We start from the raw sequence: 25,542 nt of genomic DNA on the forward strand, positions 1-25,542 counted from the left end.
AGAGTAGGCCGTGGCAGGTAAGGGGCTAAAGCCCCAACCACCACGCACGGCAGGGTAAGCACGGTTTAGCGAGCTAAATGAGCGAACCCTAACGACGCCCTGCCCCAAAAATCGACCCCGGCCTTGCGTGGCTGTTGCCGCAAAGCGGCTTACAGCCACGACATTGTGGGGTGGTGCTCATATTGTCATAGGGGATATATCTCAAAAAAAGAGCCTAATTCGTTGATTCGTCAACGCCTTAGGCTTTTTTTACGTCAAGTTTTGCTTTGAGCAGATTTGCGCGATTGTGATCGGCGATTGCGCGATTATTGTCATCGCATGATCGCAAATCAAACGTTTCTGCTTCAAGGGGTATAGGTCTGACGACTATCTGCTACTGAGTATGCTAAGTAAGTGAGTCTACAGGCCAGCTCATCGGGCACATTGATGCATAGCTCTAATAATTGGCGCTTAACGGAGCCTGTCCCCGTTTGTGCACTCTGAATTGCAGACTGCATCATGCATATGTCACTACTTGAGCCTAGAGGCTGATCGCGTGCCACCAAAAGTACAGTCTCAACTATTAGGTGATTGATTTGCTCTTGATTGTTTTTGCTCAAGTCCTTCTCCCAGCTTCCATGCAGCAAATTTGTTATTGGAAAGGATAGTAAGAGAACACTCGGCCTGTGGATAGTCCCCTTTCCACCCTCGGCAGGTAACAAGTTGTTACGTTTTTTTAAAAAATTCCCGTGCAATAAGGGAAAACGAGAGTGGGTGTTGCAAAAAAAAATTACTAATGCTCAAATATTTCGATGGGAAAACGCGAAAACGTGAATCCAACTTCACACATCATGGGCAATGTTGCTGCCTTGCTATATGAGATTGAGCCATATAAGCACCGCTGGGCATCATGGCTTGCAGAACGGACGGGAATGACTCCGCATTGGATGCGGAAGTTCCTGGCAGGCAAAGCTTCCAGCCTTGAGGTTTATTACAAGGTTGCCGATGCTCTTGGAGTCCCTATCGCCCGCCTATTTGACGAGAGTCTTCCGAATTCACGAGTGATAACCGCCAAAGCAAATATAGCGGGCCGAGTTTCAATAGTTCGTGCTTGGATCACGCTAGAGTGTTTTATTCCCTGGAATGACGAATACCTATACGCCATAAGGGTGGATGACGGTACATGGCATATTCTTGATGCGGGAGATCCACATACAGGACCTGCTTACAGAGTCTTACGTCATGAAGGCGTAGGCGATCCACAACCTTTAGATGTATGCAAAATTCTTCTCTGCGCTCTGCCAGGAAATGAAGATGCTGAGGATCTAAAGTTATGGCTGATAAGGCGAGGCTTCACAGTTCGCATGGAGTGCGACATTCATAGCATTCCCGGTATCTCTAGGCGGTGGAAGCAGCACATCTTGATTGCTATGGTTGATCAAGACATCCAGCTTTTTGATGAAGTGATTGCCAAGGCTCGCACCCCTCTCTCCGCCATAGCCATTAGAGATTCAGTAAACTGCATCGAGTTAATAGAAGATTTTCCAAATAGATATTGGATTGTTCCCCCAACCAGTCACGACATTCTCTTTGCAATTAAGAAGTTAGTTTACTTTTTATCACCGGAAACCAAATTGTAAATTTAGAAAGGCTCTCCTTATGAAGAAAATTCTTCCTATTCAAGAACTTCCGATGGAGTTACTTGAACACGTATCTGGCGCAGCAGAAAGCGAGCCGGCGCCAACACCTGCGCCTCCACCACCTCAACCCACAACTGGATCAGCCCCATTACTTCCTGGTGCAGTCGCAGATCAGAGCATTCCCGTGCCTGTAGTGAAATAGCATGTTTAAACGGCCCCTACGTGATCAGCTTGCGGATATTCGCAATCAGTCCGAGTTGAAATACCAGATTGAACGGCTGGTGGGGCAGCTTGGGTGCAGTGCCTATGCTTTAGGGTATTGCACCCATTCTCGACCAGAGGACACGGTTTACTGGGTTGAAAATTATCTAGGCCGGTATGAGGTGCCGGAGGATTATTTAGAAAGGGACCCACTAGCTCAAAGAGTGATTGCAGGCCCGAGCTTATTTGAGTGGGGAAAGGAAGACTATATACAACGTAATGCCTTGGATATTTGGCAGTTGGCCAGTGAGCACGGCATACACTCAGGTTACGCGACATCCCTACGGCCTCATGGTGACTCTCGGCTGATGCTATCAATTGTCAATCATCAACCTTTATCCGGCTCTCTGAATGATCGAAGGGTTGTTTTGGAGGAATTTGGACAATTTGCCCGAATGCTTGCAGGAGTTGTCATGGATACATTTGAATCGCTAGAAAGATTCAATGCGCTGTTGACCGAGCAAGAGAAGGAAGCACTTCGTTGGGTTTTTCATGGTTGCACTACTCAGCAAGTTGCTGATCGAATGCGACTTAGTTACGGTACTGCTTACCGAATATTACATGATGCAGCAGTCAAGGCTGGCACGAATGACCCGTTAACTGCCGCTTTTTCAGCAGCACGGTCAGGCGTCCTTGGCGCCGTCTAAATTTCCCCTTCCTCAAGGCTCTTTCTGAGTTGTCACCCATATAAAGCCATCGCGCACTTGGCGAATGGCATATTCAGCAGCCTCATCCGCATTTAGCCCACTTCTTGAGGCGGACTGCATGACGCGGGTTCCAAAGTCTGCTGCCTCGGACGCAGATAGCTTCATTGTCACAGTCATAATCGCAATGAACTTACATAGTTGCCATACCGCCTGCTTATCGAGCGCTATTTCAGGTGCGTCACCATGCCATTCGTTCGGTGGCTGACCATCTAAATTGGCTTCCTTTTGGGCCAGATCTGACCCAGTAGCAAGCCACTGAACGGACACTCCCGCACCATTGGCTATAGCAAGCAGTAAAGATAGTGTTGGAGTACCTCCGCGCAAGAGGCGAGTAATCCCCGTTACACTAACCCCACACTTCTTGGCAAAGGCTGTAGCGCTTCGCTCACGCGCTACCAGACTACTCAGGCGTTCGTGAAACTCGCCGACCCCCTGAAGCTCATCCCCCTCTACCAATACATTCACTGTCGTCTCCTTTGACTTCATGTTCATTCCCCGAGTCGGGACAAAACTCCAACCGTAGCCATCCGACTTTAATGATCGAAGTCGGATGAATCCGAACTACTCAAACAAATTCATCCGACTTCGCTTCAAGCTCTTGAAATTGCTAAATAAGTTCAAAATCAGGCGCATTTGACGACAAAATTTAAGTCGGATGAACCTAGATGCTTTCGATTTTTCTTGCAAATGAAATCAAATGAATTCAAAATGGCATCATGTAGTAACGACATGAGGTGACTAAATGATGTCATGCCAGCTGCCAAAAAAAGCCGGCGAGGATTGGCATCCTGCCGACGTCATAGCGGCGCTAAAAAAGCAAAAAAAATCCTTACGGCAATTGTCAGTGGCGGCGGGTTACAAGCCGGCCACACTTTCAAATGCCTTACGTACGCCTTGGCCAAAAGCGGAACAGATCATTGCGGATGCGATCGGCTTAAGGCCAGAACAAATTTGGCCACAACGCCACGCTAACCGACAGCCCTAATTGAGTCTGTTTCTTTCTGCCTGTGCATGTTGTGCACTGCTGATAGAGGTAATTTTCTACCAAAAACCTCAATTGTGCATGCAAAACAATTATTGGAGTGATGACCGTGACAACAAGAAAAGTATCGAAACGCAACTGGAAAGCTTTACGGCCCAAGAGTTTAGGTCATGCCGTCGAGCTGGATGCGGAATTTGCGCTGACTGAAAAACGTCTACCGGCGAAGCGGATTTGTGAGCAGCTGGAAACATCGTTACCCACTTACTACCGCTGGGTGTCTGAACAGCAGATTCCCTTAGGCAAGGTGCTGACGTTTGAGCGGCTGTGCGGCGCTTCCTATGTGGCCGAATATCTGGCGGTGGCCTCCGGCAAGATTGTGATTGATATGCCACGCGGCAGAGTGGTGAAGCCCATCGACTTGAACGCGCTGTCTGTGCAGGCCGCAGCGGCCTTACTGGCACTGAATGAATGTTATGCGGGGCATGGCGCACCCGAGGATGCGGTTTCCCGGATTGATGAAGTCTTGCGGGGTCTGACGTTCCACCGAGAGAACGCCAGGAAGTTGCGGGCCCCCGAGCTGGATCTGTTTGCGGAGTAAGCCGCCATGAGTCTAGCCCTTAAATCCCATTACAGCGCATCTGAGTTGGCCGCGTTTCATCTACCCGGCTTGCCTGCCACACCCCGCAACATTCTGGAGCGGGCCAAGCGCGAGAACTGGGCCTCAAGGCGGCGGGACGCGCAGGGCGGTGGCATTGAGTATGACTTCAATAGTCTGCCTCCTACGGCACAGGACGCCATCAAGCGCCACATCCTGCAAGCGGTGGTGCAGTCGCCGCAGATTGTGGTGCCGTTGCCGGTCAAGTCCAGGCCAGCGTTGCAGCCGGTGATCCGTGAAGCCAAAGCCTTGGAAGTAGCGATCAAGTCCGGGGTCTGCGGCATTCAGACCTGTTTGACCGGGCTGGATGACGAGCAGCGGGCCAAGGGGGATGCGCGCAAGGGCATCTTGCTGGCGATTGAGTCGATTCAGGTTGCAGCCCGTTGCAGCTATGAAGCAGCCCTGACCACGCTGCTAACCAATGCCCGCCAGGGCAAGGTGGAGCCGCAGGTGATGGCGATGTTGCGGGCGGCCCGGAGTGCAGCCGGCCGTAAGGGTGGCGAGTTGCCGAGTGTGCGCACGCTGAAGCGCTGGTTGTCGATTGCCAAGCAGGGCGGCGATCTGGTGGCCAAGCGCAAGCAGAAGGAACCGCTGCCGGTGTGGATTGGCGGTTTTTTGGAGTGCTATCGGCAGCCGAGCAAGCCCACCCTCAAGCGGGCGTATATCGAGTTCGCCCAAATCTGGCAAAGCCAGCCTGAGTTGGCCGATGTGCCGGTGCCGAGCATTGATGCGGTGCGGCGGGCCATGAAGAAATTGCCAGCGGATCTGCTGGAGAAAGGTCGGCATACCGGGGCCGCCCTGAAAGCCCTGCTGCCCTATATCGAACGCGATTGGTCGGTGTTGCGGCCGAATGATGTCTGGGTCGGCGATGGGCATGGCCTGAAAGCCTTGGTGGCGCATCCCGAGCATGGTCGGCCGTTTGTGGCCGAAGTCACGCTGGTTCTGGATGGCAATACGCGCTTGGCGGTCGGTTGGAGTGTGTCGCTGTCCGAGAATCAAGTGGCGGTCGGTGATGCAATCCGGCATGGCATCAGCCAGTACGGCAAACCACTGATCTATTACAGCGACAACGGCGCCGGTGAAACCGCCAAGACCCTGGATGACCCGCTGCTGGGCATCTTGCCCCGGCTCGGCATCCACCACGCCACCGGCATCCCCAGCAATCCGCAGGGCCGGGGCCTGATTGAACGGGCGCACCAGACGATTCTGTTACCGCTGGCCGAACAGTTCGCCACCTTTCGCGGCAAGAAAATGGACCGCGAAACCCTGCGCAAGACGGCGCAAGAAATCGAGTCGGCGCAGAAGCGCGGCGAGACCTCGGCCAAGCTGCCGACCTGGGCGCAGTTGATCGACGCCTTGGAGCAGGCGGTCCACGCCTACAACCACACGCATGAGCACAGCCGCTTACCCAAAAAACCAGACGGCCGTCATTACACCCCGGCCGAGTATTACGCCGAGCGGGTGTCCGAGGACATCGAAAAAGTCTCGCCGACCGCGCTGCAAGACCTGTTCCGGCCGCATGTCATCCGCACCCCCGAACGCGGGGTGGTGAAGCTATTCAACAACAGCTATTTCAGTCGCGAATTGAGCGCTTTGCCGAGGGGGACCGAGGTGCGGGTGTCGTTCGATATTCACGACCCACAAACCGTGCAGATCCGCACCTTGGAAGGCGTGTTCATTTGCCAGGCCGAGTGGAACGGCAACAAGCGCGCCGCCTTCCCGCTGAGCTTTATCGAGAACCTGAAGGACCAGCGGGCCGAACGCAAGATCAAGCGCGGTAACGCGATTATCGAAGAGGCCGAAGCCGAGCGGCGGCCGACCTATCAGCTTGAATCCACTGAACGGATCAGCATTCCGGGCGTCGTCAGCCTGCGGCGCGACGAGTTGTCAACGTTGGCGGTGGGGGCGATTGAGGGCGAAGCCGTGGCAGTGCCAACCGCGCCAACGCTGGCGGCAGTCGCCGGGCCGACGCCGGACGAACGCTGGCAGCGCTGGTGGCAGATTGATGTGCAGATGCGGGATAGCGAGGAGGAACCGGCAGAGGAAGACCGGCGTTTCTGGCGCCAGTATCAGAAAAGCCCGGAATACCGGGCTCGTCTGAAGTCTGAAGGCGTACCCAGCTGGGCGGCCACCCAGTTAGGTCTCTGAAGAAAGCAAATAAAGCGAAAGGAATCATAGATGGGCGCTATCGAAACTTCAAGCATCACGGCGGTGCCGGGGATTGCGCAAATTGGCAATCTGGCGCTATGCCGGGTGGCGGTACGGCGAGCGCTGGACCGGAATTCAAGTCTACCCGGCATGGTGGTGTTGCATGGCCCCAGCGGTTACGGCAAGACCATCGCGGCCAATTATCTCGCCAATGAGTCGCGGGCGTTCTATGTGCAAGCGCAATCGGTCTGGACCCGCAAAGCCTTTCTGCAGGCGATTCTGCGCGAAATGTCGATCCGGCCCGCTGGCACCGTTTGCGAAATGGCCGAGCTGATTGCGCAAGAGCTGGCCGCCAGCGGCCGGCCGCTGTTTATCGACGAAGCCGACCATGTGGTGGACCGGGGCTATATCGAGCTGGTGCGCGATCTGTACGAAGCCAGCCATGCGCCGATTTTGTTGATTGGCGAGGAGCTGCTGCCGACCAAGTTGCAGCGTTATGAGCGGGTGGCCGGCCGGGTCTTGGCCTGGGTGCCGGCTCAGCCCGTCAATCTGGAGGACGCCAAAAAGCTACGCACCATCTACGCCGCCGATGTAGCGATTGCTGACGATCTGCTGCAACGAGTGGTCGAGGTTGCGCATGGCTCGGTGCGGCGGGTGGCGGTCAATCTGGATTTGATCCAGTCGGAAGCCTTGAACGAGGGGCTGGAACGGGCGGATCTGGGCTGGTGGGGCCGGCGGGAGTTGTATACGGGGGAAGCGGCGAAACGGAGGCGCTTGTGAGATTCGGGCGCACGTATACGCAAGTCTGGTCGGCGATCCAGGCGCTGGCTGATAAGCCGCGCTGGCGGATACGCGACGTGATGATCGGCGCGCCGGGGCTGTCTGACTCCGCCGTCCGGCAGTATCTGAATCGGCTGCTGCGCGCCGGTTATGTTGAGCCGTTGCCGAGAGTACCGGCCTACGGCCCTGTGTACTACCGGGCCATTCGCCCCTTGACCGGCAAGGCCCCGCTGCTCGATGGCAATGGCCAGCGCCGGCCGGCACCGGTCACCCGCCAGCAGGCCATCTGGGGCACGATGCGGCGCCTGCCGCAGTGGACCATCCCTGAACTGGCAGCCTTTGCGTCGGTCGGCGAGCGGCCCTTATCTCGCGCCTCAGTCTCTCACTATGTCCGGCAGCTGGAGCGGGCCGGGTATCTGGTGTGCCTGGAGCGCCATCCGTCGCGCACCGGCATTCCCTCGCGCTATGCCCTCAAGCCCGCGCATCGACTCAAACCGCTACCGCCGGAACGGCGCTCATCTCGCGTGCTGTTCGACCCGAACACCAGGCAAACCATCGAACTGCCAAGGCGGGCGTCATGAACCCCATTTACCAGCACGAGCCCTGGTACCAGTTGCTACGCCAATCGGTGGCAGCCGTTGGTGTCAGTGCCACGGCGCGCCGCCTCGGCTACCGCAACCACACCGGCACCAGTCTGGCGCTCAAGGGCTGTTATCGCGGCGACATCGCGCCGTTTGCCGCCCGCGTGCTGCAAGTGCTCAGTCAGGTGGCTTGCCCGCATACCGGCAGCACGCTGCCGCTGGCCGACTGCCGCGCCATTGCCCTGGCTGCCGCCCCCACGCACAACCCCTTGCGTCTGGCGCACTGGCGCGCCTGTCGCAACTGTCCGCATCGCCCATCACAGGAGGGAACCGCATGAGTACTGCGATTTACAGCGCGAGCGCCTTGGCCCGCATGGCTGAGCGTTTACCCAAAGTCTGGTCAGGCTTGGCTGTGTCCCGCCTAGCGCAGCTGAATACGGTGTTGCGGCAGGTGCGGCAAGCCGGCTGCTGCGTACGTGAGACGCAGTTGAACACCCGGCTGGATGGCCAGTGCTCGCGCATCGTCATCGACCACGCCACGGCTGAGCTGCACCGGCAATGCCGGCAGGCGGGTACCTGCCCGACCGGCCACGGCCGCGAGTACCGGTTGGAGTTGGGCGGGGTGGAAATCGTCTGGCGGGTGCCGGCATGAGTGCCTTGCCGATTGAAGTCGCGGCAAAACTACGGGCCGAGGCCGAGCATCTGGCCCGGTCGCGTGGGCTGGATTTGCAGGAGGCCAAGGCCATCGTCTGGGCCAAGTTTAAAGCGACCCCGGCGGTACCGATTGAGCCGGTAGTGGCCAAGGCGCAGGCGCCACCGAAGACAGCGGGTGCGGGGATGGGCTTCTATCGCAAACCCAAAGGCTGGGAGCCGCGAACACCGCAACAACTTGCCCACGGCAAGGCTGCCGTGGCCAGCATGCTGCAACAAATCAGACGAGGGAAATATGACAAGACGTAAAACCCTAGGCACTCAACTGAACGACTGGAATGCCGTGGACGATGCCTTACGGCAGATCGGCGAACTGGATCGGCAGTTGAACCAGATCGAGACCGAACAGAACCAGGACATAGACCAAATCAAACAACGTCAGGCTGCGAAGGCTGGCCCTTTACTGGCGCAGAAAAGTGGACTTGAGCGGGCCTTGCAGGAATTTGCCAGTGCCAATCCGCAAGCGTTTGTCGAGCAGAAAACCCGCAGCCTCACTTTCGGCAGCATCGGTTATCGCTTTTCCACCAGCGTGGTGGTGAAAGACCCCGCCGCCACGCTCGACACGCTGAAGCGGTTGGGTCTGTTTGGCTGCATCCGTATCACCGAAACACTGGACCGCGAGACCCTGAAAACCTTGGCGCCAAGCACCTTGCAGGAGATTGGCGCGGCAATCCGCAGCCAGAACAAGTTCGGCTACGAAATTGCCCGGCAAGCCTTGGCCGAGGTCGCGTGATGGAAGAGCCCCCAGAACTGGAAGTCACCCTGGTCGAGGTGGATGGGCAGACGGAGGTTTGTATTCACCTGAGCTTCGACCGCCAGTCGCATTGCTTGCTGTTGCCCGATGCCGTGGTCAGAAACCTGATCCGGGAATTGACAGATCGGCACCTGCAGAGCCTGGCACTACGGACCTTGGCCGCACTGCCCGGCGCTACCGCCGTTCATTGAATAAGGAGGAAACCATGCAACTGAAAGAAGTCGATAACTGGCCCCGGCTGACCGTGCAGCAGCTGTTCGACGATGCCCGCCGCCGCGACGGCGATCAGGCCGACATCGTACGGCTGACGGCACCGAACGGCCGGCCAGTGGTGATTGCGGTGCTGTCAGGCCGCACCGCCCGCGAAGCTTCCGAAGTACTGAGTCAGTTTCAGTAGTGCCCGTAACCCATCAGGAGACATCCATGAACAAGCAGGAATTGATACGAGAAATCACCGAGGTATGCAGCGATAGCGGGCTGGATCAAGGCGACATCGAAACCATGCTGGATGGGCTGGCCAAGGTGGCCACCAAGAGGCTGGCTGCCCGTCAGGACGTCAGCTTGCCGGGCTTGGGCAAGCTGCGGGCCAGCCTGCGCGCGGCCCGTCCTGGTCGTAACCCGAAAACGGGCGAAGCCATCCAGATTCCGGCCATGACCTCGGTCCGCTTCGCTCCCTCCAAAACCCTGAAACAGGCGCTGAATTCGTAGTCCCCAGCCTGCCGCCTCTGTTAACGCGGGGGCGGTGGAGTGGCGATTACGAACGGGAGGCAAGCATGTTGAGTACCGAACAATGGAAACAGGTGGAGGCCGAGTTGTCGTACCTGCCGGGGCGGGTGAGTCTGCGTGCCGATGGCTATCACGTCGATGCACGGGTCATCCAGATGGGCCGGCGCGTGTGCATTCTGGTCTGGGTGGACGGTCGGGGGGATGGCGAGTGGATGCAGGGCGCGGCGGAACAACCACGCAAGTTCTGGTTTGAGCGTAAACGCTTTCTACATTCCAAAGCCGAGCGCGACGACGCGGCCAAGCAGGCCCGCAAGCGTGGCACGAGCCAGCTATGGAAAGCCTATCTGCAAAAGATCGTGACCCGCACTTACTCAATGTGGACGCCCGAATGGGGCAGCCCCCGCAGCTTCACCCGTCATCTGCGCCGCAGCTGCCAGCACGTTGAGTTGGTCAGCCTCGGCTATTGCACGGAGCGATAAACATGGCCACTGCCCGCAATGCCGCCCTCGGCAAGATTCATATCGCCGTGAAACAGCTCGATATGGACGATGACAATTATCGCGCGCTGCTGCGGCGGGTGGCGGGCGTTAGTAGCGCCAAAGACCTGGACCAGACGGGCTTGGATAAGGTGTTGGGCGCGCTGGTCAAGCTGGGCTTTCAGCCCAAGCCCAGCACGCAACACGGCCGCAAGCCGACCGTTACCGCTAACCGGCAAGCCCAGCTCAACAAAATTGAAGCGCTACTGACCGAACGCAAGCTGCCCTGGCCCTACCTGACTCGGTCCAGCACCGGCAAGCGGTCGATGCTGCAGCGGCTGTGCGGGGTCGATGCAATTGAATGGGCCAGTGGTCAAGGTCTGAACAAACTGATTGCCGCGCTGGCGGTAGACCAACAGCGGCGCAGCCAGCGCGCAGACGGAGGTCAGGATGAACGATAAGTGCATACTCGAACCCTACCGCCACCTGCTGCCCGATACCGCGCAGCTGCTGGTATCGCTGCTGGGCCTGACGCCCGCGCTCAAGCTGTGCGAGCACTTTGGCGGCACCACGCTGATCGTACCCAAGGGCCTGCTACGCGCCGGCCAGGCCCGGCAAGCCGAACTGGCCGAACTCATCGGCGAGCCGGCCGCGTTGGCGCTATCCAAGCACTACGGCGGCGACAAGCTCTACGTGCCCCGCTGCGCCGCCGCCCTCCGGCATATCCGCGACCAGCAGATCTGCGCCGACTTCGACCGCTCCAGCCTCAGCGCCAACCAGACTATTGCCAATCTGGCTTTGGAGCATCGTCTTTCGGACAAGCGGATACGGGTTATTCTGAAATCAACCGTGATTGCTTCTGGCGTTCGGTCAGCCCAGGGGGAGCTGTTTTAAGCATCCTCTGCCAAATCGATGTGGGGGTGGAAAGATGCCTGCTTATGAAAATCAGCACTACGTTCCGATATGCCTACTCAAGAATTGGTGCGGAAGCAGGCATACACTCTGGCGCTATTGCTGGAAAAATGGTCGTTTGGTGTTTGACCCTAAGGGACCGAGAAAGGTTGGCTTCAAAAAACATACGTCCAACTACCACAACCTGCCGGGCCGGGATGCTACGGAGCCCGAGCAGCGGCTCGGCCGAGAAGTTGATACCCCGGCAAGCCTTGTTCTGGGAAAACTACAAAGCTGTCAACTTCAGGACTTATCGAACCAAGATCAGCTTACGTGGTGGAAATTCATCGCCTCGCTGAGAGCGCGCCATCCTTGCAACGTTGATAGATATTTTCGGTCGCGAGCTCAGAAATTGTACGAAGAATTAGCTCGTCCATTCTTGGACCCGAAGTATGGTAGTTGGTTATGGGACAGCGGCCGCGACCTTAACAGGCTGGAATATATAAACCAGCTACTGCGGCTAAGAAATTCCAGCCTGATTCACTGGACTACAACAATGGGTAAGGTCGGGGGGTGGCTTTTTGATGATATGCACTCTCAGTTGATCAATACTCAAAAGCCTTTGTTATTGGGCGACTACCCATTGGTCGAAAATGACTTGAGTTGGGATGCGCCGATGTACACCGGCACGCTGCCAATAAGCCCATATCGCGTATTTTTATTTTCATCCAGAGCCATAGAGTGGGTTGTGTCAGATCTGGATCAAATGACCCATGACATAAATAGATACACGGTCGAAGATGCAGAAGCGGAGGTTTATGCTGATTCGGCAGACCATCGCGATTTCGTAGAACGCTATTTGCGAAAGCCACCCTGCTAGGGAACCCCTTCCTTCCTGCCCTGAATCCTCCCGCCTTTTAAGCTTTCCCCTACAGAAGCCACCCGAACGCCATCGGGTTTCAAGCGGCCTCCCCGGCCGCTCTTTCTATACGGAGGAAAGCATGTCTCAATCAAACCCCATCCTATCCCGTTTGCCACGCATGAGCCTGTGGGTCGTGCTGGCTGCTGCGCTATTGCTGCTGATTGCCTTGGTCGCCCCGCAGCAGCTGGCGGTAGACCTGCATAAAGCCTCGCTGCTGTGCCTAGCTGGTGTGATTGGCTATTGGCTGGATCGGGGGTTATTTCCCTACTCACGGCCTGATAACTATTTACAGACCGACAACTGGCGCGAGTTGCTGTGCGGGCTGGGCAAGAGCGCGACCGATGCCGACATCAAAGTCGCGGCGGGTTATCACTGGCTGTTTGCCTTGGCCATGCTGCGGCGAGCCGTGATTGTCGGCGCCGCCATGCTGGCGCTTGCCCTGGGGTTATAAGCATGGGCTGGCTTGCCGGGTGTTTGGGAGTACTGGCGCTGGGTGTGGTGGTAACCGCCTGGCTGGATTGTGTGCGGCCGACCCTTGGCCGCCATCAACTGTTGCAATGCCTGGGCTGGCTATGGGCTGGCGGGTTTCTGTCGGTGATGTTGGTGCCGCAGGCACAAGCGGAGGTTCCATCGGCCGCGCTACGGCTGCGCGCCCAGCTGATCCGCGAGAGCCAGGCCGCTTGGGGCTTGGCTGCCCCCTCGGCGACCTTTGCCGCCCAGATTCACCAAGAGAGCCACTGGCGTAGCGAAGCGATCAGCCCGGTGGGTGCGGTGGGTCTGGCCCAATTCATGCTCGCCACCGCTCGCTGGTTGCCGAGCGTGCGGCCCGAACTCGGCTCCCCCCAACCGACGCACCCTATCTGGGCGATGCGGGCCATGCTGCAGTACGACCACTGGCTATGGCAGCGCGTCAGCGCGGCCAATGACTGCGAGCGAATGGCCAAGACCTTGCGCGCCTACAACGGCGGCTTGGGCTGGATTCGGCGCGATGAGGCGCAGGCCCAACGCAATGCCATTGATCCCGCCATCAACTTCGGCCAACTCGATACCGTCAACAGCGGCCGTAGCCGTGCGGCATTCCGAGAGAACACTGCTTATCCGCGCTTGATTCTGTTGAAGTGGGAGCCGGCCTATGTGGCAGCTGGCTTTGGTCCGGGTGTCTGTGGGGGGCTGATATGAGCACCCTGCAAGACAAGCTCGGCCACGCGCTGGCACACGGCTTGACCGCGCATGCGGTGTTGGTGGAACGGGATAGCGAGGGGCGATTGATTGCCACCGTTCGCTACTCCGGCATCGGTGGTGATGCTGGCCGTTTTCAGGTGGTTGGCGATCAGTTGCAGCCACTGGCGGCATCGGAGGTACAGCCATGCTGAATCCTGCTTATGGCTGGCTGGTTGGTATCGCTGCCGGTGCAGCCGTGTTGGCCGGTGGTGGCGGTGCCTGGGTTGGCTATCGCTACGGCCAACAACAAGGCGAAGCAACCGTGCAACGCCTGCGCGCCGATCAGGCCACCGCCCGAGCCGAGGCCACCAGCCGCGCTGCCAGCCGCTATCAATCAGCGGTCGAGTTCGGCGAGCAGTTGGCCCGCCTGCACCTGTCCCAACTCGCCAGCCTGCAAACCGCTTCACGCCAACGTCTGCAAAGGGTATCCCATGTTTCGACCGTCTACCGACCGACTCCGGCCGTTGCCGCTGTGCCTGTTGTCTGCACTATTCCTAACGGCTGGCTGCGCGACTACAACGCAGCTTTCGGCCTGTCCGACCCTGTCACCAATACCGGCCAGCTTACAAGCCAAACCGCTGCCGCCGCCAGCCCTGAGGCCGGGCTACTGGACGACCTCGCCACCAGCGGCGTCAGTCTCGCCGACCTTCGCGCCCACAGCGAAGACCTTGCCAGTTGGTGCCAAGCGACCGCTGCCCAACGTGATCGATTGCTTGACCTGTTAACTAGCCAGACATCGGAGGACAGCCATGACTAGTCGGGAGATTGTTCAATGCACCCAATGCAATTCTCAGCATGAGCTGGCAGATCGGATCATCGCCGGCAAGCGCGATCTGGCCTGCCCGCATTGCGGAGGACGCCGTTATTTCCAACCCACTCCGCAACCGGATAGCCCGCCCAAGCCAGTGCATTGCGATGATGTGCGAGAGGTCTGGGTAAGTGCGCCAAGCGTTGAGCCCTGTTCGTCGCTCAGCCCATCCAGCTACGCCATCCAAAGCGATAGTAGCGGCTTCTCTTCTAGTACGTGCTTCGAAAATTCAACCAGCAGTACCGATTGCACCAGCTTCTAACATCCATAACACCAGGAGGAAACCTGTGGACCAGCTAGACCTTGCGGCCGAACTCGAATACGAGCACCGCAGCTATCACCTGACCCGGCAACAGCAGGCCGCCCCACCCAGGCCATCGGCCACCGATTGCGACGACTGCGGCGAGCCGATACCCGAAGCGCGGCGTCTTGCGGTGCCCGGCGTCGTGACCTGCATTGCTTGTCAAATCCGACGTGAGCAAAGGAGCAAACCATGATGCCCAGTTGGCAGATTCTGTTAGGTCTGGTGGTCGCCCTGGTGGGTGGCGTGTGGGCGGTCGGGCGGGTTTTGGTCGGGCAGTACGACCGACGCTTGGACGAACGATTCGCCGCCCGCGACAAGACCGATTCGGAACGCAAGGTCGAGCTGGCGACCCGGTTGGACCGGCTGGAAACCCGTCAGGCTGACGAAATCGACGAAATGCAGCGGGTGGATGAGCGGCTGAGCGAGCGCATCGGCCGGATGGAGGCCGCGCTGGCAGCTGCCCCCACCAAGGATGATCTGAATCAGGTGCATTCCCGGATTGATGAGATTGCCGCCAATATCGCCGGGCTGAGGGGCGAGTTCCAAGGGGTAGCCGTAACGGTTTCCTTAATTCACCGCAAGATGCTGGAGGGCTGATATGGACCTGCAGGAAGCGAACCGTCGTCGCGCCATTCTGGTGGCCCTGTCCATTTCTGCCCAGTACCGGCTGCCGATACGACCCTTGCGCGACATACTGGAATCGGTCGGTCATGTGCTGAGTCTGGACCGCTTGCGTACCGATTTAAGCTGGCTAACGGAACAAGGCTGCATCGAACTCGGTGCCAATGACCTGGCGATTGCCAAGGATCGTGGCGTAGACGTGGCCATGGGCCGTACCCATATCCCCGGCATCGCCCGCCCCACCCCGACTGAAGTGGGCTCGCTGTCGTCGGCCTTGGCTACCACCGGCATCAATCTGGCCAAAGCGCTGGGCGGGTACTGAGATGGCCCACGGCGAAGACACAAAACGCCTGGTGCGGAAATCGTATGTGTTCGATGGACTGGACTTGTCCGCTGCCGCCGCCTTACAGGGCGTGTCCGATGCCACGGCCCGACGCTGGAAAAGCCATGCCAAGGAGGTAGGCGACGACTGGGACAAGGCACGCGGTGCCCATCTGATTGCCGGCGGTGGCCTGGAGGAGGTGGCACGGCAGACGCTGGCACTGACGGTATTGCAGGTCAATGCCACGCTGGATGCCATCACCAACGAAGCCGATATGCCCGCTGCCGCCAAGGCCAAGGCGCTGGCCAGCCTCGCCGATTCCTACAACAAGCTGTTATCGACCAGCAAACGCCTGATGCCGGAGACCAGTCAACTCGCCACGGCCATGGATGTCATCCAGCGCCTGGTGCAGTTTGTGCGCGACCAGTATCCGCAGCATACCGGCGCCCTGGCTGAGGTATTGCAGCCGTTTGGCGAAGAGGTGGCCCGTGCCTATGGATAAGGATATTGCCCGCCAGCTATCGTCCAAAGACTTCCGCGAAGAGCTGGGCAAGCTGGTCGGCGAGCTGAAGAAAGACATCGAGGCCCACCAGTCCGGGCTGGACCCGTCACCGGCCGCCATAAGAGAACGGCGCCGGCGCGTATTGCAGGGCGACTTTCAATTCTTCGCCTATACCTATTTCCCGCACCATGTACGGGGCGAGCCATCGCGGTTCCAGGCGCATTTCTGCCTGCGCTACCCGCAGCTATTGCGCCAGACTGGAGGTGTCACCGAGTGGTGGATTGCGCCACGGGGTGAGGCCAAGTCCTCGCTATTGACCAAGGTCGGGCCGACCTGGTGCGTGGTGCAAGCCCTGCTGCAACAGCCCGGCATCCGCGCAGAAATCGGCTGGGACGGCCCGCCGCCGTACTTCGTCGATTACATCATTCTGCTGGGCGCCGAAACCAAGCTGCCGACCAAGCTACTGGAAGTGGTCAAGACTGAATTGACCGTGAATGCCGCGCTGGCGCTGGACTTCCCGGAAGCCTGCGGCCGGGGACCCATGTGGAAGGTCGGCGAGTTCATCAGCCGCACCGGGGTCAAGGTCGAACCCTTCGGCGCCGAGCAGGCGATCCGGGGGACGTTTCACGGCGCCAGCCGGCCCAAGCTGTTGCTGGGTGATGACCTGATTACCGATGCCGAGGCCAAGAGCCCGACCGAGCGCAATAACCGCTGGGACTGGCTGAGCAAGGCGATTGATTACCTCGGGCCGCCAGATGGCAGCGTGAAATATCTGGGTGTCGGTACCGTGCTGGATAAGGACGACCCCATCAGCCGGGCTAAACGCACCATTGGCCATGTGGTGCACCACTTCCGCGCCATCGAGCAGCTACCGACCCATATGGACCTGTGGGCGCAATGCCAGGGGCTGATGCTGAATGCGGACAAAACCGCGCAGGAAGTGGCCGCCCACAGCGGGCAGGCGCTGCCGGAACAGGCGTTCCCCTCGTATCGCTTTTATTTAGAGCATCAGGCGCAGATGGATGAAGGGGCCGTTATTTCCTGGCCAGCCGTGCGCAGCCTGTTCTGGTTGATGCGGCAACGGGCCAAGGCACCCCGTGCCTTTGGCACCGAAATGCAGGGCGAGCCGCGCAGTGATGAAGACAAGGTGTTCAGCAAAATCACCTTCTGGGTACAGCGTCTGCCCAACTGGCTGATGTTCGGCAGTTGTGACCCGTCAATGGGCAAGGGGGAAAGCTCGGACCCGTCGGCTCTGCTGGTGGGGGGCTGGGACCGGCTAAAAGGTCAGCTGCATGTGGTCGAGGCCGAGATCAAGCGGCGGGTGCCGTCCAAGCTGGAAGCCGACCTGATTGCCTTGCAGCGCACCCATCGTACCCAGGCGATTGCCTTTGAAAACAACGGTGCGTTCGAGCATTCGCGCCAGACCTTCATCAAAGCCGGGCTGGAACAGGGGGTGGCCCTGCCCTTGATCGGCCTCACCGCCACGGTGCCGCAGGAGGTAAGGATTGATTCGCTGGAGCCCTTTATTACCGATGCCTTTGCGCCGTGCATTCTGATCAGCCCGGCGCTGACCCTGTTACTGGCTGAGCTGGACAGTTGGCCGGAGAAGCAGAGTGGCCATCATTACGACGGCCTGTGTGCCTTGTATTGGTTGTGGCATCTGGTTACCGAAGGGCAACAGACCATCGCCTTCCACCGTGTACCACGGGCCAATGGCCAACGCTTCTCAAGAGGAACCTGGTAATGGCCAAGCTCGTCGATGTGAACGGCCGGCCGATTGATCTGGCGGCCCTGCGCCAACCCATTGCCAACCCGACCCTGACCGGGGTCCGCCAGCCGGTGGGGGCTTCGGTGTCGTCCGGGCTGACGCCGGAACGGCTGGCCCAGCTGTTACGCAATGCCGAGGGTGGCAACGCGGCCGGCTATCTGGCGCTGGCCGAAGAGATGGAAGAGAAGTATCTGCATTACAGCTCGGAGCTGGCGACCCGCAAGCGGGCGGTGGCCGGGCTGGCGGTGCAGGTGCTGCCGGCCGGCGAAGACAAGACCGCCGAGGCCGCCGCCTTGTTGGTTCGCCAGTGCCTGCCGCTGATCCAGGCTCGCCTGCCGGATCTGCTGGATGCGGTCGGCAAGGGCTTCTCGGTGCTGGAAATCGACTGGGATACCAGCGGCAAGCAATGGCTGCCGCGTGCGCTCGAATGGCGCGACCCGCGCTGGTTTCAGTTTGCACGGGCCGATGGCCGCACCTTGCTGTTACGCGATGAACGAGCGCCGGATGGTCTGCCGCTGGCACCTTACAAATTCATCCAGCACCGGGCAGCGGCCAAGTCGGGCCTGCCGATTCGGGGCGGTCTGGCGCGGCCGGTGGCCTGGGCCTATCTGTTCAGCAATTACTCGATCAAGGACTGGCTGACCTTCGCCGAGGTCTATGGCCAGCCGCTGCGCCTCGGTAAATACGGCCCGACCGCCACCGATGACGATATAGCCACCCTGATTGAAGCGGTGCGCGGCATCGGTACCGATGCGGCGGCCGTCATTCCCGACTCGATGCTGATCGAATTCAAAGAGAACAGCGGCAAGGCCGCCAGTGCGGATCTGTACGAGCGGCTGGTCAGCTATATGGACCGGCAGGTGTCCAAGGTCGTACTCGGCCAGACCCTGGCCACCAATACCAGTCAGTCCGGGGGTGGCGCTTATGCCCTGGGGCAGGTGCATAACGAGGTGCGGCTCGACATCGTGAAGGCCGATGCTGCCGGACTGGCCGCCAGCCTGAGCCGCGATCTGCTGCGCCCGCTGGTCGATCTGAACCTCGGGCCCCAAGCCGCCTACCCGCAACTGCGGATTGACCTCGAGGAGCCGGAAGACCTGAACGCCCTGGCCGGCCATCTGCGCACCCTGCATGAGCTGGGGCTGCCGATCAAACGGCAGTGGGTGTACGACAAGTTCGCCATTCCGGCACCGGAAGCGGGCGATGTGTTGTTGGGGGACCAAGCGGCAGCCGGTGCGCCACCCGCCACCCAGCGTCGGTACGGCAGCGCCCACAGCACGCAAACAGTGCCAACCCCTGCCAGCCCCGCCCCCGACCCACTCGACGACTTGGCCGAACTGGCGCTGGAAGGCTGGCAGCCGCAGCTGAAGCCGCTGACCCATCCGCTGGTGGCCGAGCTGGCCGCCAGCCTGCAGCGCGGCGACAGCCTGCAACAATTCAGCGACCGCCTGCCGGGGCTGCTGGCGCAGATGGATGTGACAAACATCGCGCAAAGGCTGGCCGAGGCCGACTTCATGGCCCTGCTGGCCGGCCGTGCCGGCATCGATCTGGGGGGCGAATGAGCGGTAATGATCTACAGCCCCTGCCGCCCAATGCGCGCTTGCAACCCTTGCCGCCGCAGGCCGCCATCGACTACTTGCAGGGCAAACGCCTGTTGGCCAGCTTCGACTGGCAGGAACTCTGGCAGGAAGAGCACAACCGGGCGCTGGTGGTGGCGAAGATGGCGCGGCTGGATTTGCTGCAGGCGGTGCAAGCCGCCTTAGTCGAGGCGGTCCGCGACGGTAGCGGCCTGGCGGAATTCACCGCCCGGCTGAAGCCGCTGCTGGAGCGCGAAGGCTGGTGGGGCAAGAAACTGCTACCCGATCCGTTAAGCGGTGAGCTGGTGGAAGCCCAACTCGGCAGCCCGCGCCGGTTGCAGACGATTTACGAGGTCAATACCCGTCAAGCCTACGCGGTGGGCCGCTGGGCGCGCATCGAGCAAAACAAGGCCGTGCTGCCTTATGTGCGTTATGTGACCCGGCGCGATGAGCGGGTGCGGGCCTCGCACCGCAGCTGGCATGGCCTGACCCTGCCGGTCGATCATCCGTTCTGGCAGACCCACGCCCCGCCGAATGGCTGGCGCTGCCGCTGCAGCGTCTATGCCCTGAGCGCGTCAGCTATCAACGATTTGCGCGAGGCCGGCGAGGCAGTGCGCACCGAGGCACCCATCATCGAATGGGCCGACTGGACCAATACCCGCACCGGCGAAGTACGGCGGGTGCCGGTCGGCATCGACCCCGGTTTCGGCTACAACCCCGGTCAAGCGCAGGCCCGTGCCGCCAGTCAATCCGCCGCCTTGCTCGGCAAGCTGGATCAGGCCGCCCCGGCCTTGGCGCAGGCGCATGTGCGTGACTTCTTCGACAGCGGCGACTTTGGCCGTTGGCACAAGCAACTACAAAGCGCTATCGCCACCGCCGAGGCTGACGAACGACTGGCCGCCCTCAGCCCCGCTGCCCGCGTGCAACAGCTGCAAACCGAACTGGGCCGGGGTGAGGTGCGCGGCGTGGCCGTGGTCCCGCCCCCGCTGCGGCCACACCTCGGCGCAGCCCCGCCAGTGGTCCGGCTGGGTGACCCGCAGCTGATCGCCCAGTTGGCGCAACCGGCCCCGCTGAGCCCGGCCGACTACGCCCAGTTGCCGGCGCTGATCGCCGCGCCGCAACAGCTGGTACAGATCGGCCCGCGCTGGCTGCTGTGGCGGCAGATCGACGGCAAGCTGTATCAGGCCGAATTGGCCACGGGCAGCGACGGTGCCTTGGTCCTGCTGGCATTGCAGACCACCACCCCGGCCGAAGCAGCGCAGATGGCCCAGACGGGCCAGTTATTGATTGGAGGGGCTCTATGGCAGGGGGATTAACCGTAACAGTCGCCGATACCGGCATTCGCCAGGTCTTGCAGCAGCTGGCCCAGCGCACCAATGACCTCGATCCGGCCCTGCATGCCATCGGTGCGATTCTCGAATCCGCCATCCGCCAACGCTTCGAGACCCGCAAAGACCCGAACCGCCAAGCCTGGGCGCCACATGCCGCCAGCACTGCCAAACGCTACGCCAGGCAGGACCGCCACCCGAAAACCGGCCAGCTCCACAGCCGGGGCACGCTACTGCAACGCACCGGCGAAATGCTGGATTCGCTCAACTACCAGGTAGAAGGCCAAAGCGTGCTGATCGGCTTCGGTAAGCCCTATGCGGCCTACCACGAATTCGGCACCCAACGCATGCCCCGGCGGGGCATGTTGCTGGGTGATCCAATCACCGGAACATTGGGGCTGGGGGATGAGGGCGAAGTCGTGGCTATACTTCAACGGTTCATTGAAGGAGGCGCACGATGAAACTGAAGAGCATTCTGCTTTGGTTGGCGGTCGCTCTGTGGCTGGCTGGATGCGCGGCCTCGGGGCCGGCCTTTTCGATATTGAAGACCTCAAGTCCGAATAGCGGCGCCCTGTATATTTACCGACCGCAGATCATGGCCAACGTCCTTATCTCCCCTGGTATCAAGCTTGATGGCACTGAATATGCAACGCTGCAAAATGGTGGCTACATGGCCTTTGAAGTGGCTGCAGGCGTCCACACCGTTGAAATGGTTCTGAGTAAGCGCTACAAGCATGAAGGGGACGGGCTCAAGGTATACGTGCCCGAGCGAGGCGATGTCTTTGTCCGATTGACCACACAAAACACCCTAAATCAGAGAAGGTTCTTGCTGGATCTGCCCGGTTTTGAGGTAGGCAGCACGGAGATTGCTGCCTGCAAGCAGGTTGACCCCATGTCTGGCAACAAACATAGCCCGAATTTTTTAATTGATAACTAGGCTTTCAAATCATCTGGTTATGAAGCTCTCTGTCACCGGCGCCGGCCCGATTGAGTCGCTGATCTACGAATACGGCATCCGTATCGACAAGGAGCACCTACGGTCGCAGGTGCTGGAAGATGGCACGCAGCAGGACTGCGCTTTGCAGCAGCAATTCTGGCAGGCGCACCACAGCTACAACGCCATCGTTGCCCAGATCCGCGACACCCTGCAGGCGGCGATCCATTGGCTGGAGCGGCAGGCAGGGCCGGAGGTGGTCAGCCTGCGGCAGCAGCTGGAGCTGGTGACTGCCCGCTGGAAGGAGGCCAAGGCGGCAGATGATCGGGAATCCCTGAAGAAAATCGCCACCGAACGGCAGGGCTTATGGAAACGTTATTACGAATTGATGCACGCCGCCCGCAAGACCCATAGCGCGCAGCTGAATGCCCAGTTTCTGGATCAGCTGGCCGAGCGCAAAGGCTGCCCGATCTACACGACGCGCTGCCAGGCGGTGGACGAGGGCTTGGGCTGGGCCACTGCCAATCTGGTGATCAAATCCGCCATTCAGGCGTTCCGTAAAACCTGGCCCCGCTTCAAGCTGCCGCGTTTTCATCATGCCTCCGAAATTGTGCAGCAGATGGTCGAACTGCAGTTTGCCAGCGGGGCGGTGTCGATTGGCGATCTGCTGGCTGGTCGTCACAGCGAAATCAAGCTGCTGGCTGGCGAGGCAGGTAGCCGCCACTACTATCCCTTTGAATTCCGCATCGGGGCCGGTGAGCGCAAGCAACAGATTACCGGCACCCTGCAATATCATCGCCCCCTGCCCGAGGGCGCGAAAATCCAGCGGGCGCGCCTGATTGAGCGACGGATCGGTAAGGACCGGCGGTACTACTTGCAGTTTTCCCTGCATCTGAACCAGCCGCTGCAACAGCCTGTGCCGGAGGACCGCCAGCCGCTGGTCGCGCTGGATTTTGGCTGGTACTACGACGAGGATGACGGCCGCCGCATTGCCGGCAAAACCGATAACGCCGATCCAGGTCTGGCAGAAATCCTGCGTCTGCCGCCCGAGCTGGACCAGCAATTCGATCATGCCGATGAACTGAAATCCCGACGCGATGCCCTGCGTGATGAGCTGGTACCGGAACTGCGCGCAGTAGATTGGTGCCATGCGCCCGAGCCGATTGCCGAGCGGCTGGCCAAGATCAAGCGCGTGCCCAAGCCGCAATATGTCGCCCCCGGCCAGCTGGCGATGCTGGTTCTGGCCTGGCGCCAGCACTGCCCGGACTATCTGCCGGACTGGCTGGCCCGGCTGGAGGCCTGGCGCCAGACCGACCGCCTGTTGTGGCAGGCTTCCAGCCATCTGGCCCGCCGCACCCGCAATGCCCGCCGCAAGCTGTATCAGCAATGGGCGCTGGATCTGGCACGGCGTTACGAGGTCATTGTCATCGATACCCCCGACCTGGAACAGACCGCCAAAGTGAAAGACGAGGAAACCGGCGCGCACAACAAGCTGGGGGCACGTGCCCGCGCTGGCCGGGTGCGCGCCTCACTCTATGAATTGCGACAGGCATTGGAATGGGCAGCGGCCCGACACGGTACGATCATTGCCGACATCAAGGGCCGCACCAGTAAAACCTGCGCTTACTGCCAGGGCAAGGCCGAGCCGCCCGAGCCAGCCGCCCGTGCCGTGCATTGCCAGAACCCTGATTGTGGTGCGGTGACGGACCGCGAGCACAATGCGGCAGCGGTCTGTTATCAGCAGGCAGACAGGCGGCAGCAAGAGATCCGCTACCAATACGTCGAGGCCAATCGAGCCAAAACGGAGGCTTTGGCGAAACGGGCCGATTCTCGGCAGAAACGACAGCAGGCACGCTGGAAGGACAAAGACAAAGACAAAGATGATAAGGGCCCGGAGGCGGAAACCCGCGATGAATAAAGCAGATTGCGCGAACCGGTATCGATTGCAAAAACCCGGCCGGTTCGCGCATCCGGCAAGCTATTGATAGGGAAGGACTTTGGAGTGATGCCCGCCAGCCGCTACTGCCATCCTGCTGACATCCGGAAAGGGTCGGCGCAAATGCAGGGATTTGGGCTAGTAGAAGAAGGGGTTATAGTGAAAGGGTTTCACCGGCCATCACAGCGGCCTTGTAGCTGTGACATTTCAGCAGCGGGATGGATACCTTGACGCCACGGGTTTCACCGGCCATCACAGCGGCCTTGTAGCTGTGACAGTATAAGCAAGTTGATATTCGATAGCCCTGAGCGCGTTTCACCGGCCATCACAGCGGCCTTGTAGCTGTGACTGGTGTTAATTACATTCTTTGCTAGGTCATTGTCAGTTTCACCGGCCATCACAGCGGCCTTGTAGCTGTGACAGGTAGTCCTTTTCCGCCTGCAGGGCTAGAAAGTGGTTTCACCGGCCATCACAGCGGCCTTGTAGCTGTGACCCAACGTCATCAATCAGCACAAGATTGGCCTCCACGTTTCACCGGCCATCACAGCGGCCTTGTAGCTGTGACTCGACCATCAGATGTGTACGCTGGTACGTCATAATCGTTTCACCGGCCATCACAGCGGCCTTGTAGCTGTGACCACTTCACGTCAACCTTGCTGGGCTTGCCCAGCACTGTTTCACCGGCCATCACAGCGGCCTTGTAGCTGTGACAGGGGCTGTGCGAGAAAACAGGGCATGACCGGAAAACCAGTTTCACCGGCCATCACAGCGGCCTTGTAGCTGTGACGTGATATATGACTCGCGCTTCGAAAAAAAGGCGGGATTCACCGGCCCTCACAGCCGCTTTATTGCAAACCAATGAGCCATCCCCTTGGCCTTGCCGCTTCCGGCAGCCACTAACGCCCTTCTAACGGCCTTTTCCGGCCCTTCCTGCATCATGTTCCGCCTGCCCCAGCCTCCCGGCCACTACTGAACCCCTTCCGCCTTAGCTCACCCCCCGCCACGCCGCAGACTGTGCGGCATGAAACCGAACCCTGATTCCCTACTATCGCAAGCCGCGCACGCCGTGCAGCTGGATGCGGCCTTGCCCGAATGGGTCCATCTGCTGCCGGCTGGCACCTTCAGCGGACGCGATGGGCGCGGACCGTACCGGTTGGATGCTGACGCCGGCCCCGTACTGGCGGCATTTGCCAGCTGGGGCAAGCCGCTGCCCATCGACTACGAACACCAGACCCTGTACGCGCCCGACAACGGCCAGCCTGCGCCCGCTGCCGGCTGGATTCATGCGCTGGATTGCCGGCCGGATGGCCTGTGGGGTCAGGTCGAGTGGACCACGCGGGCGGCTGGGTTCATTCAGAACCGCGAGTACCGCTATCTGTCGCCGGTGTTCGACCACGACCCGGCCGGCCGCGTCATGTTGTTGCAGATGGCCGGCCTCACTAACGACCCGAACCTTTACCTCACCGCCATTGCCCGCCGTCTGGCGGGTCATTCCCAGGAGCACACCATGTCCGGCATCAATAAAGACGAGTGGCGCGGCCGGCTGATCTGTCAGCTGAGCCTGCCCGAAACCTGTACCGACGATGACATCGCCCAGCAGCTGCAGCAGGTAGTGAACGCCTACAAAGGTCAGACCACCAGCGTGGCGCAGATGCGGCAAGCCTTGAACCTGGCCGTGGATGCGCCACTGGAAAGCGTGGCCCATGCCGTGATTACCGCCACGGTTCCACGCACCGAGTACGACCGGGTGGCGCAACGCCTGCAGACGCTGGAAACCGCCAGCCAGCAAGGCGAGGCCGAGACGCTGATCCGTGAAGCCATGACGGCCGGCAAGCTAGCGCCCGTGCAGGAGGGCTGGGCGCGGGCCTATGCCAGCCGCGACTTGGTTGGCTTTCGGCAGTATCTGAACCAGCAACCAGCGATTGTCAGCCCGGCTGGTCCGGTCTCGACACCACCGATCAGTAGTGCCCACCGCCTCGACACCGCCGCCATCTACCAGGCCCGCCGCTGA

The 25,542-nt window shown here is 60.0% G+C and carries 35 protein-coding genes and 1 CRISPR repeat array; of the genes, 34 read left to right on the top strand and 1 reads right to left on the bottom strand.

Going from position 1 to position 25,542, the window contains the following annotated elements:
• Positions 1–791: 791 nt before the first annotated feature.
• Together PZA18_RS10345 and PZA18_RS10350 are read left to right on the top strand one after the other, a co-directional pair.
• Positions 792–1,619 (top strand): helix-turn-helix domain-containing protein, encoded by an 828-nt coding sequence (locus PZA18_RS10345; RefSeq protein WP_284100765.1) that lies wholly within the window; start codon positions 792–794, stop codon positions 1,617–1,619.
• Positions 1,620–1,822: 203 nt separating this feature from the next.
• Complete coding sequence (locus PZA18_RS10350; RefSeq protein WP_284100766.1) at positions 1,823–2,527, top strand: autoinducer binding domain-containing protein; 705 nt, start codon at positions 1,823–1,825, stop codon at positions 2,525–2,527.
• A gap of 12 nt (positions 2,528–2,539) precedes the next feature.
• Here the strand turns inward: PZA18_RS10350 and PZA18_RS10355 are convergent, their stop codons facing one another.
• A complete protein-coding gene (locus PZA18_RS10355; protein ID WP_284100767.1) occupies positions 2,540–3,073 on the bottom strand; it encodes a helix-turn-helix domain-containing protein in 534 nt (177 codons plus the stop codon).
• Positions 3,074–3,329: 256 nt separating this feature from the next.
• Here PZA18_RS10355 and PZA18_RS10360 point away from each other — a divergent pair, with 256 nt between their 5' ends.
• From PZA18_RS10360 to PZA18_RS10515, 32 genes are all read left to right on the top strand, one after another.
• A complete protein-coding gene (locus PZA18_RS10360; protein WP_284100768.1) occupies positions 3,330–3,572 on the top strand; it encodes a helix-turn-helix domain-containing protein in 243 nt (80 codons plus the stop codon).
• A 106-nt stretch (positions 3,573–3,678) separates the two neighbouring features.
• Positions 3,679–4,167: a hypothetical protein gene (locus tag PZA18_RS10365; RefSeq protein ID WP_284100769.1), complete on the top strand. Its 489-nt coding sequence runs from the start codon at positions 3,679–3,681 to the stop codon at positions 4,165–4,167.
• Between the two features lie 6 nt (positions 4,168–4,173).
• The gene (locus PZA18_RS10370; RefSeq protein ID WP_284100770.1) at positions 4,174–6,372 is read left to right on the top strand and encodes a Mu transposase C-terminal domain-containing protein; all 2,199 of its coding nucleotides are present in this window, start codon (positions 4,174–4,176) and stop codon (positions 6,370–6,372) included.
• A 30-nt stretch (positions 6,373–6,402) separates the two neighbouring features.
• On the top strand, positions 6,403–7,152 hold the full coding sequence (locus PZA18_RS10375; RefSeq protein ID WP_284100771.1) for an AAA family ATPase: 750 nt from the start codon (positions 6,403–6,405) through the stop codon (positions 7,150–7,152).
• Positions 7,149–7,733, top strand: a complete 585-nt coding sequence (locus PZA18_RS10380) for a hypothetical protein (RefSeq protein WP_284100772.1) — start codon at positions 7,149–7,151, stop codon at positions 7,731–7,733. The genes PZA18_RS10375 and PZA18_RS10380 overlap by 4 nt, the downstream gene beginning before the upstream one ends.
• Positions 7,730–8,071, top strand: a complete 342-nt coding sequence (locus PZA18_RS10385; RefSeq protein WP_284100773.1) for a hypothetical protein — start codon at positions 7,730–7,732, stop codon at positions 8,069–8,071. Before PZA18_RS10380 ends, PZA18_RS10385 begins: the two co-directional genes overlap by 4 nt.
• Positions 8,068–8,385, top strand: a complete 318-nt coding sequence (locus tag PZA18_RS10390) for a hypothetical protein (RefSeq protein WP_284100774.1) — start codon at positions 8,068–8,070, stop codon at positions 8,383–8,385. Before PZA18_RS10385 ends, PZA18_RS10390 begins: the two co-directional genes overlap by 4 nt.
• Positions 8,382–8,693, top strand: a complete 312-nt coding sequence (locus PZA18_RS10395) for a hypothetical protein (protein WP_284100775.1) — start codon at positions 8,382–8,384, stop codon at positions 8,691–8,693. Before PZA18_RS10390 ends, PZA18_RS10395 begins: the two co-directional genes overlap by 4 nt.
• Complete coding sequence (locus PZA18_RS10400) at positions 8,680–9,177, top strand: host-nuclease inhibitor Gam family protein (protein WP_284100776.1); 498 nt, start codon at positions 8,680–8,682, stop codon at positions 9,175–9,177. The genes PZA18_RS10395 and PZA18_RS10400 overlap by 14 nt, the downstream gene beginning before the upstream one ends.
• On the top strand, positions 9,177–9,389 hold the full coding sequence (locus PZA18_RS10405) for a hypothetical protein (protein ID WP_284100777.1): 213 nt from the start codon (positions 9,177–9,179) through the stop codon (positions 9,387–9,389). Before PZA18_RS10400 ends, PZA18_RS10405 begins: the two co-directional genes overlap by 1 nt.
• A 14-nt stretch (positions 9,390–9,403) precedes the next feature.
• Entirely contained in the window at positions 9,404–9,595 is a 192-nt protein-coding gene (locus PZA18_RS10410) for a hypothetical protein (protein ID WP_284100778.1), read from the top strand.
• Between the two features lie 26 nt (positions 9,596–9,621).
• Positions 9,622–9,906, top strand: a complete 285-nt coding sequence (locus PZA18_RS10415) for an HU family DNA-binding protein (protein ID WP_284100779.1) — start codon at positions 9,622–9,624, stop codon at positions 9,904–9,906.
• Between the two features lie 65 nt (positions 9,907–9,971).
• Complete coding sequence (locus tag PZA18_RS10420; RefSeq protein ID WP_284100780.1) at positions 9,972–10,403, top strand: hypothetical protein; 432 nt, start codon at positions 9,972–9,974, stop codon at positions 10,401–10,403.
• Positions 10,404–10,405: 2 nt separating this feature from the next.
• Positions 10,406–10,861: a gp16 family protein gene (locus tag PZA18_RS10425; RefSeq protein WP_284100781.1), complete on the top strand. Its 456-nt coding sequence runs from the start codon at positions 10,406–10,408 to the stop codon at positions 10,859–10,861.
• Positions 10,851–11,294, top strand: coding sequence for a Mor transcription activator family protein (locus PZA18_RS10430; protein ID WP_284100782.1), 444 nt, complete (start codon positions 10,851–10,853; stop codon positions 11,292–11,294). Before PZA18_RS10425 ends, PZA18_RS10430 begins: the two co-directional genes overlap by 11 nt.
• 34 nt (positions 11,295–11,328) lie before the next feature.
• A complete protein-coding gene (locus PZA18_RS10435) occupies positions 11,329–12,171 on the top strand; it encodes a DUF4238 domain-containing protein (RefSeq protein WP_284100783.1) in 843 nt (280 codons plus the stop codon).
• A gap of 121 nt (positions 12,172–12,292) precedes the next feature.
• Positions 12,293–12,664, top strand: coding sequence for a putative holin (locus tag PZA18_RS10440; protein WP_284100784.1), 372 nt, complete (start codon positions 12,293–12,295; stop codon positions 12,662–12,664).
• Between the two features lie 2 nt (positions 12,665–12,666).
• Positions 12,667–13,392, top strand: a complete 726-nt coding sequence (locus PZA18_RS10445; RefSeq protein WP_284100785.1) for a transglycosylase SLT domain-containing protein — start codon at positions 12,667–12,669, stop codon at positions 13,390–13,392.
• The gene (locus PZA18_RS10450) at positions 13,389–13,586 is read left to right on the top strand and encodes a hypothetical protein (RefSeq protein ID WP_284100786.1); all 198 of its coding nucleotides are present in this window, start codon (positions 13,389–13,391) and stop codon (positions 13,584–13,586) included. Before PZA18_RS10445 ends, PZA18_RS10450 begins: the two co-directional genes overlap by 4 nt.
• Positions 13,580–14,191 (top strand): hypothetical protein, encoded by a 612-nt coding sequence (locus PZA18_RS10455; RefSeq protein WP_284100787.1) that lies wholly within the window; start codon positions 13,580–13,582, stop codon positions 14,189–14,191. The genes PZA18_RS10450 and PZA18_RS10455 overlap by 7 nt, the downstream gene beginning before the upstream one ends.
• Entirely contained in the window at positions 14,184–14,504 is a 321-nt protein-coding gene (locus tag PZA18_RS10460; protein WP_284100788.1) for a hypothetical protein, read from the top strand. Before PZA18_RS10455 ends, PZA18_RS10460 begins: the two co-directional genes overlap by 8 nt.
• Before the next feature lie 25 nt (positions 14,505–14,529).
• Positions 14,530–14,739: a TraR/DksA C4-type zinc finger protein gene (locus PZA18_RS10465; RefSeq protein WP_284100789.1), complete on the top strand. Its 210-nt coding sequence runs from the start codon at positions 14,530–14,532 to the stop codon at positions 14,737–14,739.
• The gene (locus PZA18_RS10470; protein WP_284100790.1) at positions 14,736–15,143 is read left to right on the top strand and encodes a hypothetical protein; all 408 of its coding nucleotides are present in this window, start codon (positions 14,736–14,738) and stop codon (positions 15,141–15,143) included. Before PZA18_RS10465 ends, PZA18_RS10470 begins: the two co-directional genes overlap by 4 nt.
• 1 nt (position 15,144) lies before the next feature.
• Positions 15,145–15,489: a VpaChn25_0724 family phage protein gene (locus tag PZA18_RS10475; protein WP_284100791.1), complete on the top strand. Its 345-nt coding sequence runs from the start codon at positions 15,145–15,147 to the stop codon at positions 15,487–15,489.
• A gap of 46 nt (positions 15,490–15,535) precedes the next feature.
• Positions 15,536–15,991, top strand: coding sequence for a DUF1804 family protein (locus PZA18_RS10480; RefSeq protein WP_284100792.1), 456 nt, complete (start codon positions 15,536–15,538; stop codon positions 15,989–15,991).
• Positions 15,978–17,735, top strand: a complete 1,758-nt coding sequence (locus PZA18_RS10485; RefSeq protein ID WP_308447361.1) for a hypothetical protein — start codon at positions 15,978–15,980, stop codon at positions 17,733–17,735. Before PZA18_RS10480 ends, PZA18_RS10485 begins: the two co-directional genes overlap by 14 nt.
• Entirely contained in the window at positions 17,735–19,318 is a 1,584-nt protein-coding gene (locus tag PZA18_RS10490) for a DUF935 domain-containing protein (protein ID WP_284100793.1), read from the top strand. Before PZA18_RS10485 ends, PZA18_RS10490 begins: the two co-directional genes overlap by 1 nt.
• Complete coding sequence (locus PZA18_RS10495) at positions 19,315–20,649, top strand: phage head morphogenesis protein (protein WP_284100794.1); 1,335 nt, start codon at positions 19,315–19,317, stop codon at positions 20,647–20,649. The genes PZA18_RS10490 and PZA18_RS10495 overlap by 4 nt, the downstream gene beginning before the upstream one ends.
• Positions 20,634–21,122, top strand: a complete 489-nt coding sequence (locus PZA18_RS10500; RefSeq protein ID WP_284100795.1) for a phage virion morphogenesis protein — start codon at positions 20,634–20,636, stop codon at positions 21,120–21,122. Before PZA18_RS10495 ends, PZA18_RS10500 begins: the two co-directional genes overlap by 16 nt.
• Positions 21,119–21,598, top strand: a complete 480-nt coding sequence (locus PZA18_RS10505; protein ID WP_284100796.1) for a hypothetical protein — start codon at positions 21,119–21,121, stop codon at positions 21,596–21,598. The genes PZA18_RS10500 and PZA18_RS10505 overlap by 4 nt, the downstream gene beginning before the upstream one ends.
• A 19-nt stretch (positions 21,599–21,617) precedes the next feature.
• Positions 21,618–23,513: a zinc ribbon domain-containing protein gene (locus PZA18_RS10510; RefSeq protein WP_284100797.1), complete on the top strand. Its 1,896-nt coding sequence runs from the start codon at positions 21,618–21,620 to the stop codon at positions 23,511–23,513.
• A 185-nt stretch (positions 23,514–23,698) separates the two neighbouring features.
• A CRISPR array of direct repeats spans positions 23,699–24,318; the repeat unit is 37 nt; unit sequence GTTTCACCGGCCATCACAGCGGCCTTGTAGCTGTGAC.
• Positions 24,319–24,552: 234 nt separating this feature from the next.
• Complete coding sequence (locus tag PZA18_RS10515; protein WP_284100798.1) at positions 24,553–25,542, top strand: phage protease; 990 nt, start codon at positions 24,553–24,555, stop codon at positions 25,540–25,542.

Origin of the sequence: Parachitinimonas caeni, from assembly GCF_030129945.1 — a bacterium.
Taxonomy (GTDB): Bacteria; Pseudomonadota; Gammaproteobacteria; order Burkholderiales; family Chitinimonadaceae; genus Parachitinimonas; species Parachitinimonas caeni.

What these genes read in the sequence shown, in the direction of transcription:
- PZA18_RS10345 (WP_284100765.1), top strand. Translation starts at nt 792, where the DNA reads ATGGGAAAACGCGAAAACGTGAATCCAACTTCACACATCATGGGCAAT.
- PZA18_RS10350 (WP_284100766.1), top strand. Translation starts at nt 1,823, where the DNA reads ATGTTTAAACGGCCCCTACGTGATCAGCTTGCGGATATTCGCAATCAG.
- PZA18_RS10355 (WP_284100767.1), bottom strand. Translation starts at nt 3,073, where the DNA reads ATGAAGTCAAAGGAGACGACAGTGAATGTATTGGTAGAGGGGGATGAG.
- PZA18_RS10360 (WP_284100768.1), top strand. Translation starts at nt 3,330, where the DNA reads ATGATGTCATGCCAGCTGCCAAAAAAAGCCGGCGAGGATTGGCATCCT.
- PZA18_RS10370 (WP_284100770.1), top strand. Translation starts at nt 4,174, where the DNA reads ATGAGTCTAGCCCTTAAATCCCATTACAGCGCATCTGAGTTGGCCGCG.
- PZA18_RS10375 (WP_284100771.1), top strand. Translation starts at nt 6,403, where the DNA reads ATGGGCGCTATCGAAACTTCAAGCATCACGGCGGTGCCGGGGATTGCG.
- PZA18_RS10385 (WP_284100773.1), top strand. Translation starts at nt 7,730, where the DNA reads ATGAACCCCATTTACCAGCACGAGCCCTGGTACCAGTTGCTACGCCAA.
- PZA18_RS10390 (WP_284100774.1), top strand. Translation starts at nt 8,068, where the DNA reads ATGAGTACTGCGATTTACAGCGCGAGCGCCTTGGCCCGCATGGCTGAG.
- PZA18_RS10395 (WP_284100775.1), top strand. Translation starts at nt 8,382, where the DNA reads ATGAGTGCCTTGCCGATTGAAGTCGCGGCAAAACTACGGGCCGAGGCC.
- PZA18_RS10400 (WP_284100776.1), top strand. Translation starts at nt 8,680, where the DNA reads ATGACAAGACGTAAAACCCTAGGCACTCAACTGAACGACTGGAATGCC.
- PZA18_RS10405 (WP_284100777.1), top strand. Translation starts at nt 9,177, where the DNA reads ATGGAAGAGCCCCCAGAACTGGAAGTCACCCTGGTCGAGGTGGATGGG.
- PZA18_RS10410 (WP_284100778.1), top strand. Translation starts at nt 9,404, where the DNA reads ATGCAACTGAAAGAAGTCGATAACTGGCCCCGGCTGACCGTGCAGCAG.
- PZA18_RS10415 (WP_284100779.1), top strand. Translation starts at nt 9,622, where the DNA reads ATGAACAAGCAGGAATTGATACGAGAAATCACCGAGGTATGCAGCGAT.
- PZA18_RS10420 (WP_284100780.1), top strand. Translation starts at nt 9,972, where the DNA reads ATGTTGAGTACCGAACAATGGAAACAGGTGGAGGCCGAGTTGTCGTAC.
- PZA18_RS10425 (WP_284100781.1), top strand. Translation starts at nt 10,406, where the DNA reads ATGGCCACTGCCCGCAATGCCGCCCTCGGCAAGATTCATATCGCCGTG.
- PZA18_RS10430 (WP_284100782.1), top strand. Translation starts at nt 10,851, where the DNA reads ATGAACGATAAGTGCATACTCGAACCCTACCGCCACCTGCTGCCCGAT.
- PZA18_RS10435 (WP_284100783.1), top strand. Translation starts at nt 11,329, where the DNA reads ATGCCTGCTTATGAAAATCAGCACTACGTTCCGATATGCCTACTCAAG.
- PZA18_RS10440 (WP_284100784.1), top strand. Translation starts at nt 12,293, where the DNA reads ATGTCTCAATCAAACCCCATCCTATCCCGTTTGCCACGCATGAGCCTG.
- PZA18_RS10445 (WP_284100785.1), top strand. Translation starts at nt 12,667, where the DNA reads ATGGGCTGGCTTGCCGGGTGTTTGGGAGTACTGGCGCTGGGTGTGGTG.
- PZA18_RS10450 (WP_284100786.1), top strand. Translation starts at nt 13,389, where the DNA reads ATGAGCACCCTGCAAGACAAGCTCGGCCACGCGCTGGCACACGGCTTG.
- PZA18_RS10455 (WP_284100787.1), top strand. Translation starts at nt 13,580, where the DNA reads ATGCTGAATCCTGCTTATGGCTGGCTGGTTGGTATCGCTGCCGGTGCA.
- PZA18_RS10460 (WP_284100788.1), top strand. Translation starts at nt 14,184, where the DNA reads ATGACTAGTCGGGAGATTGTTCAATGCACCCAATGCAATTCTCAGCAT.
- PZA18_RS10470 (WP_284100790.1), top strand. Translation starts at nt 14,736, where the DNA reads ATGATGCCCAGTTGGCAGATTCTGTTAGGTCTGGTGGTCGCCCTGGTG.
- PZA18_RS10475 (WP_284100791.1), top strand. Translation starts at nt 15,145, where the DNA reads ATGGACCTGCAGGAAGCGAACCGTCGTCGCGCCATTCTGGTGGCCCTG.
- PZA18_RS10490 (WP_284100793.1), top strand. Translation starts at nt 17,735, where the DNA reads ATGGCCAAGCTCGTCGATGTGAACGGCCGGCCGATTGATCTGGCGGCC.
- PZA18_RS10495 (WP_284100794.1), top strand. Translation starts at nt 19,315, where the DNA reads ATGAGCGGTAATGATCTACAGCCCCTGCCGCCCAATGCGCGCTTGCAA.
- PZA18_RS10500 (WP_284100795.1), top strand. Translation starts at nt 20,634, where the DNA reads ATGGCAGGGGGATTAACCGTAACAGTCGCCGATACCGGCATTCGCCAG.
- PZA18_RS10505 (WP_284100796.1), top strand. Translation starts at nt 21,119, where the DNA reads ATGAAACTGAAGAGCATTCTGCTTTGGTTGGCGGTCGCTCTGTGGCTG.
- PZA18_RS10510 (WP_284100797.1), top strand. Translation starts at nt 21,618, where the DNA reads ATGAAGCTCTCTGTCACCGGCGCCGGCCCGATTGAGTCGCTGATCTAC.
- PZA18_RS10515 (WP_284100798.1), top strand. Translation starts at nt 24,553, where the DNA reads ATGAAACCGAACCCTGATTCCCTACTATCGCAAGCCGCGCACGCCGTG.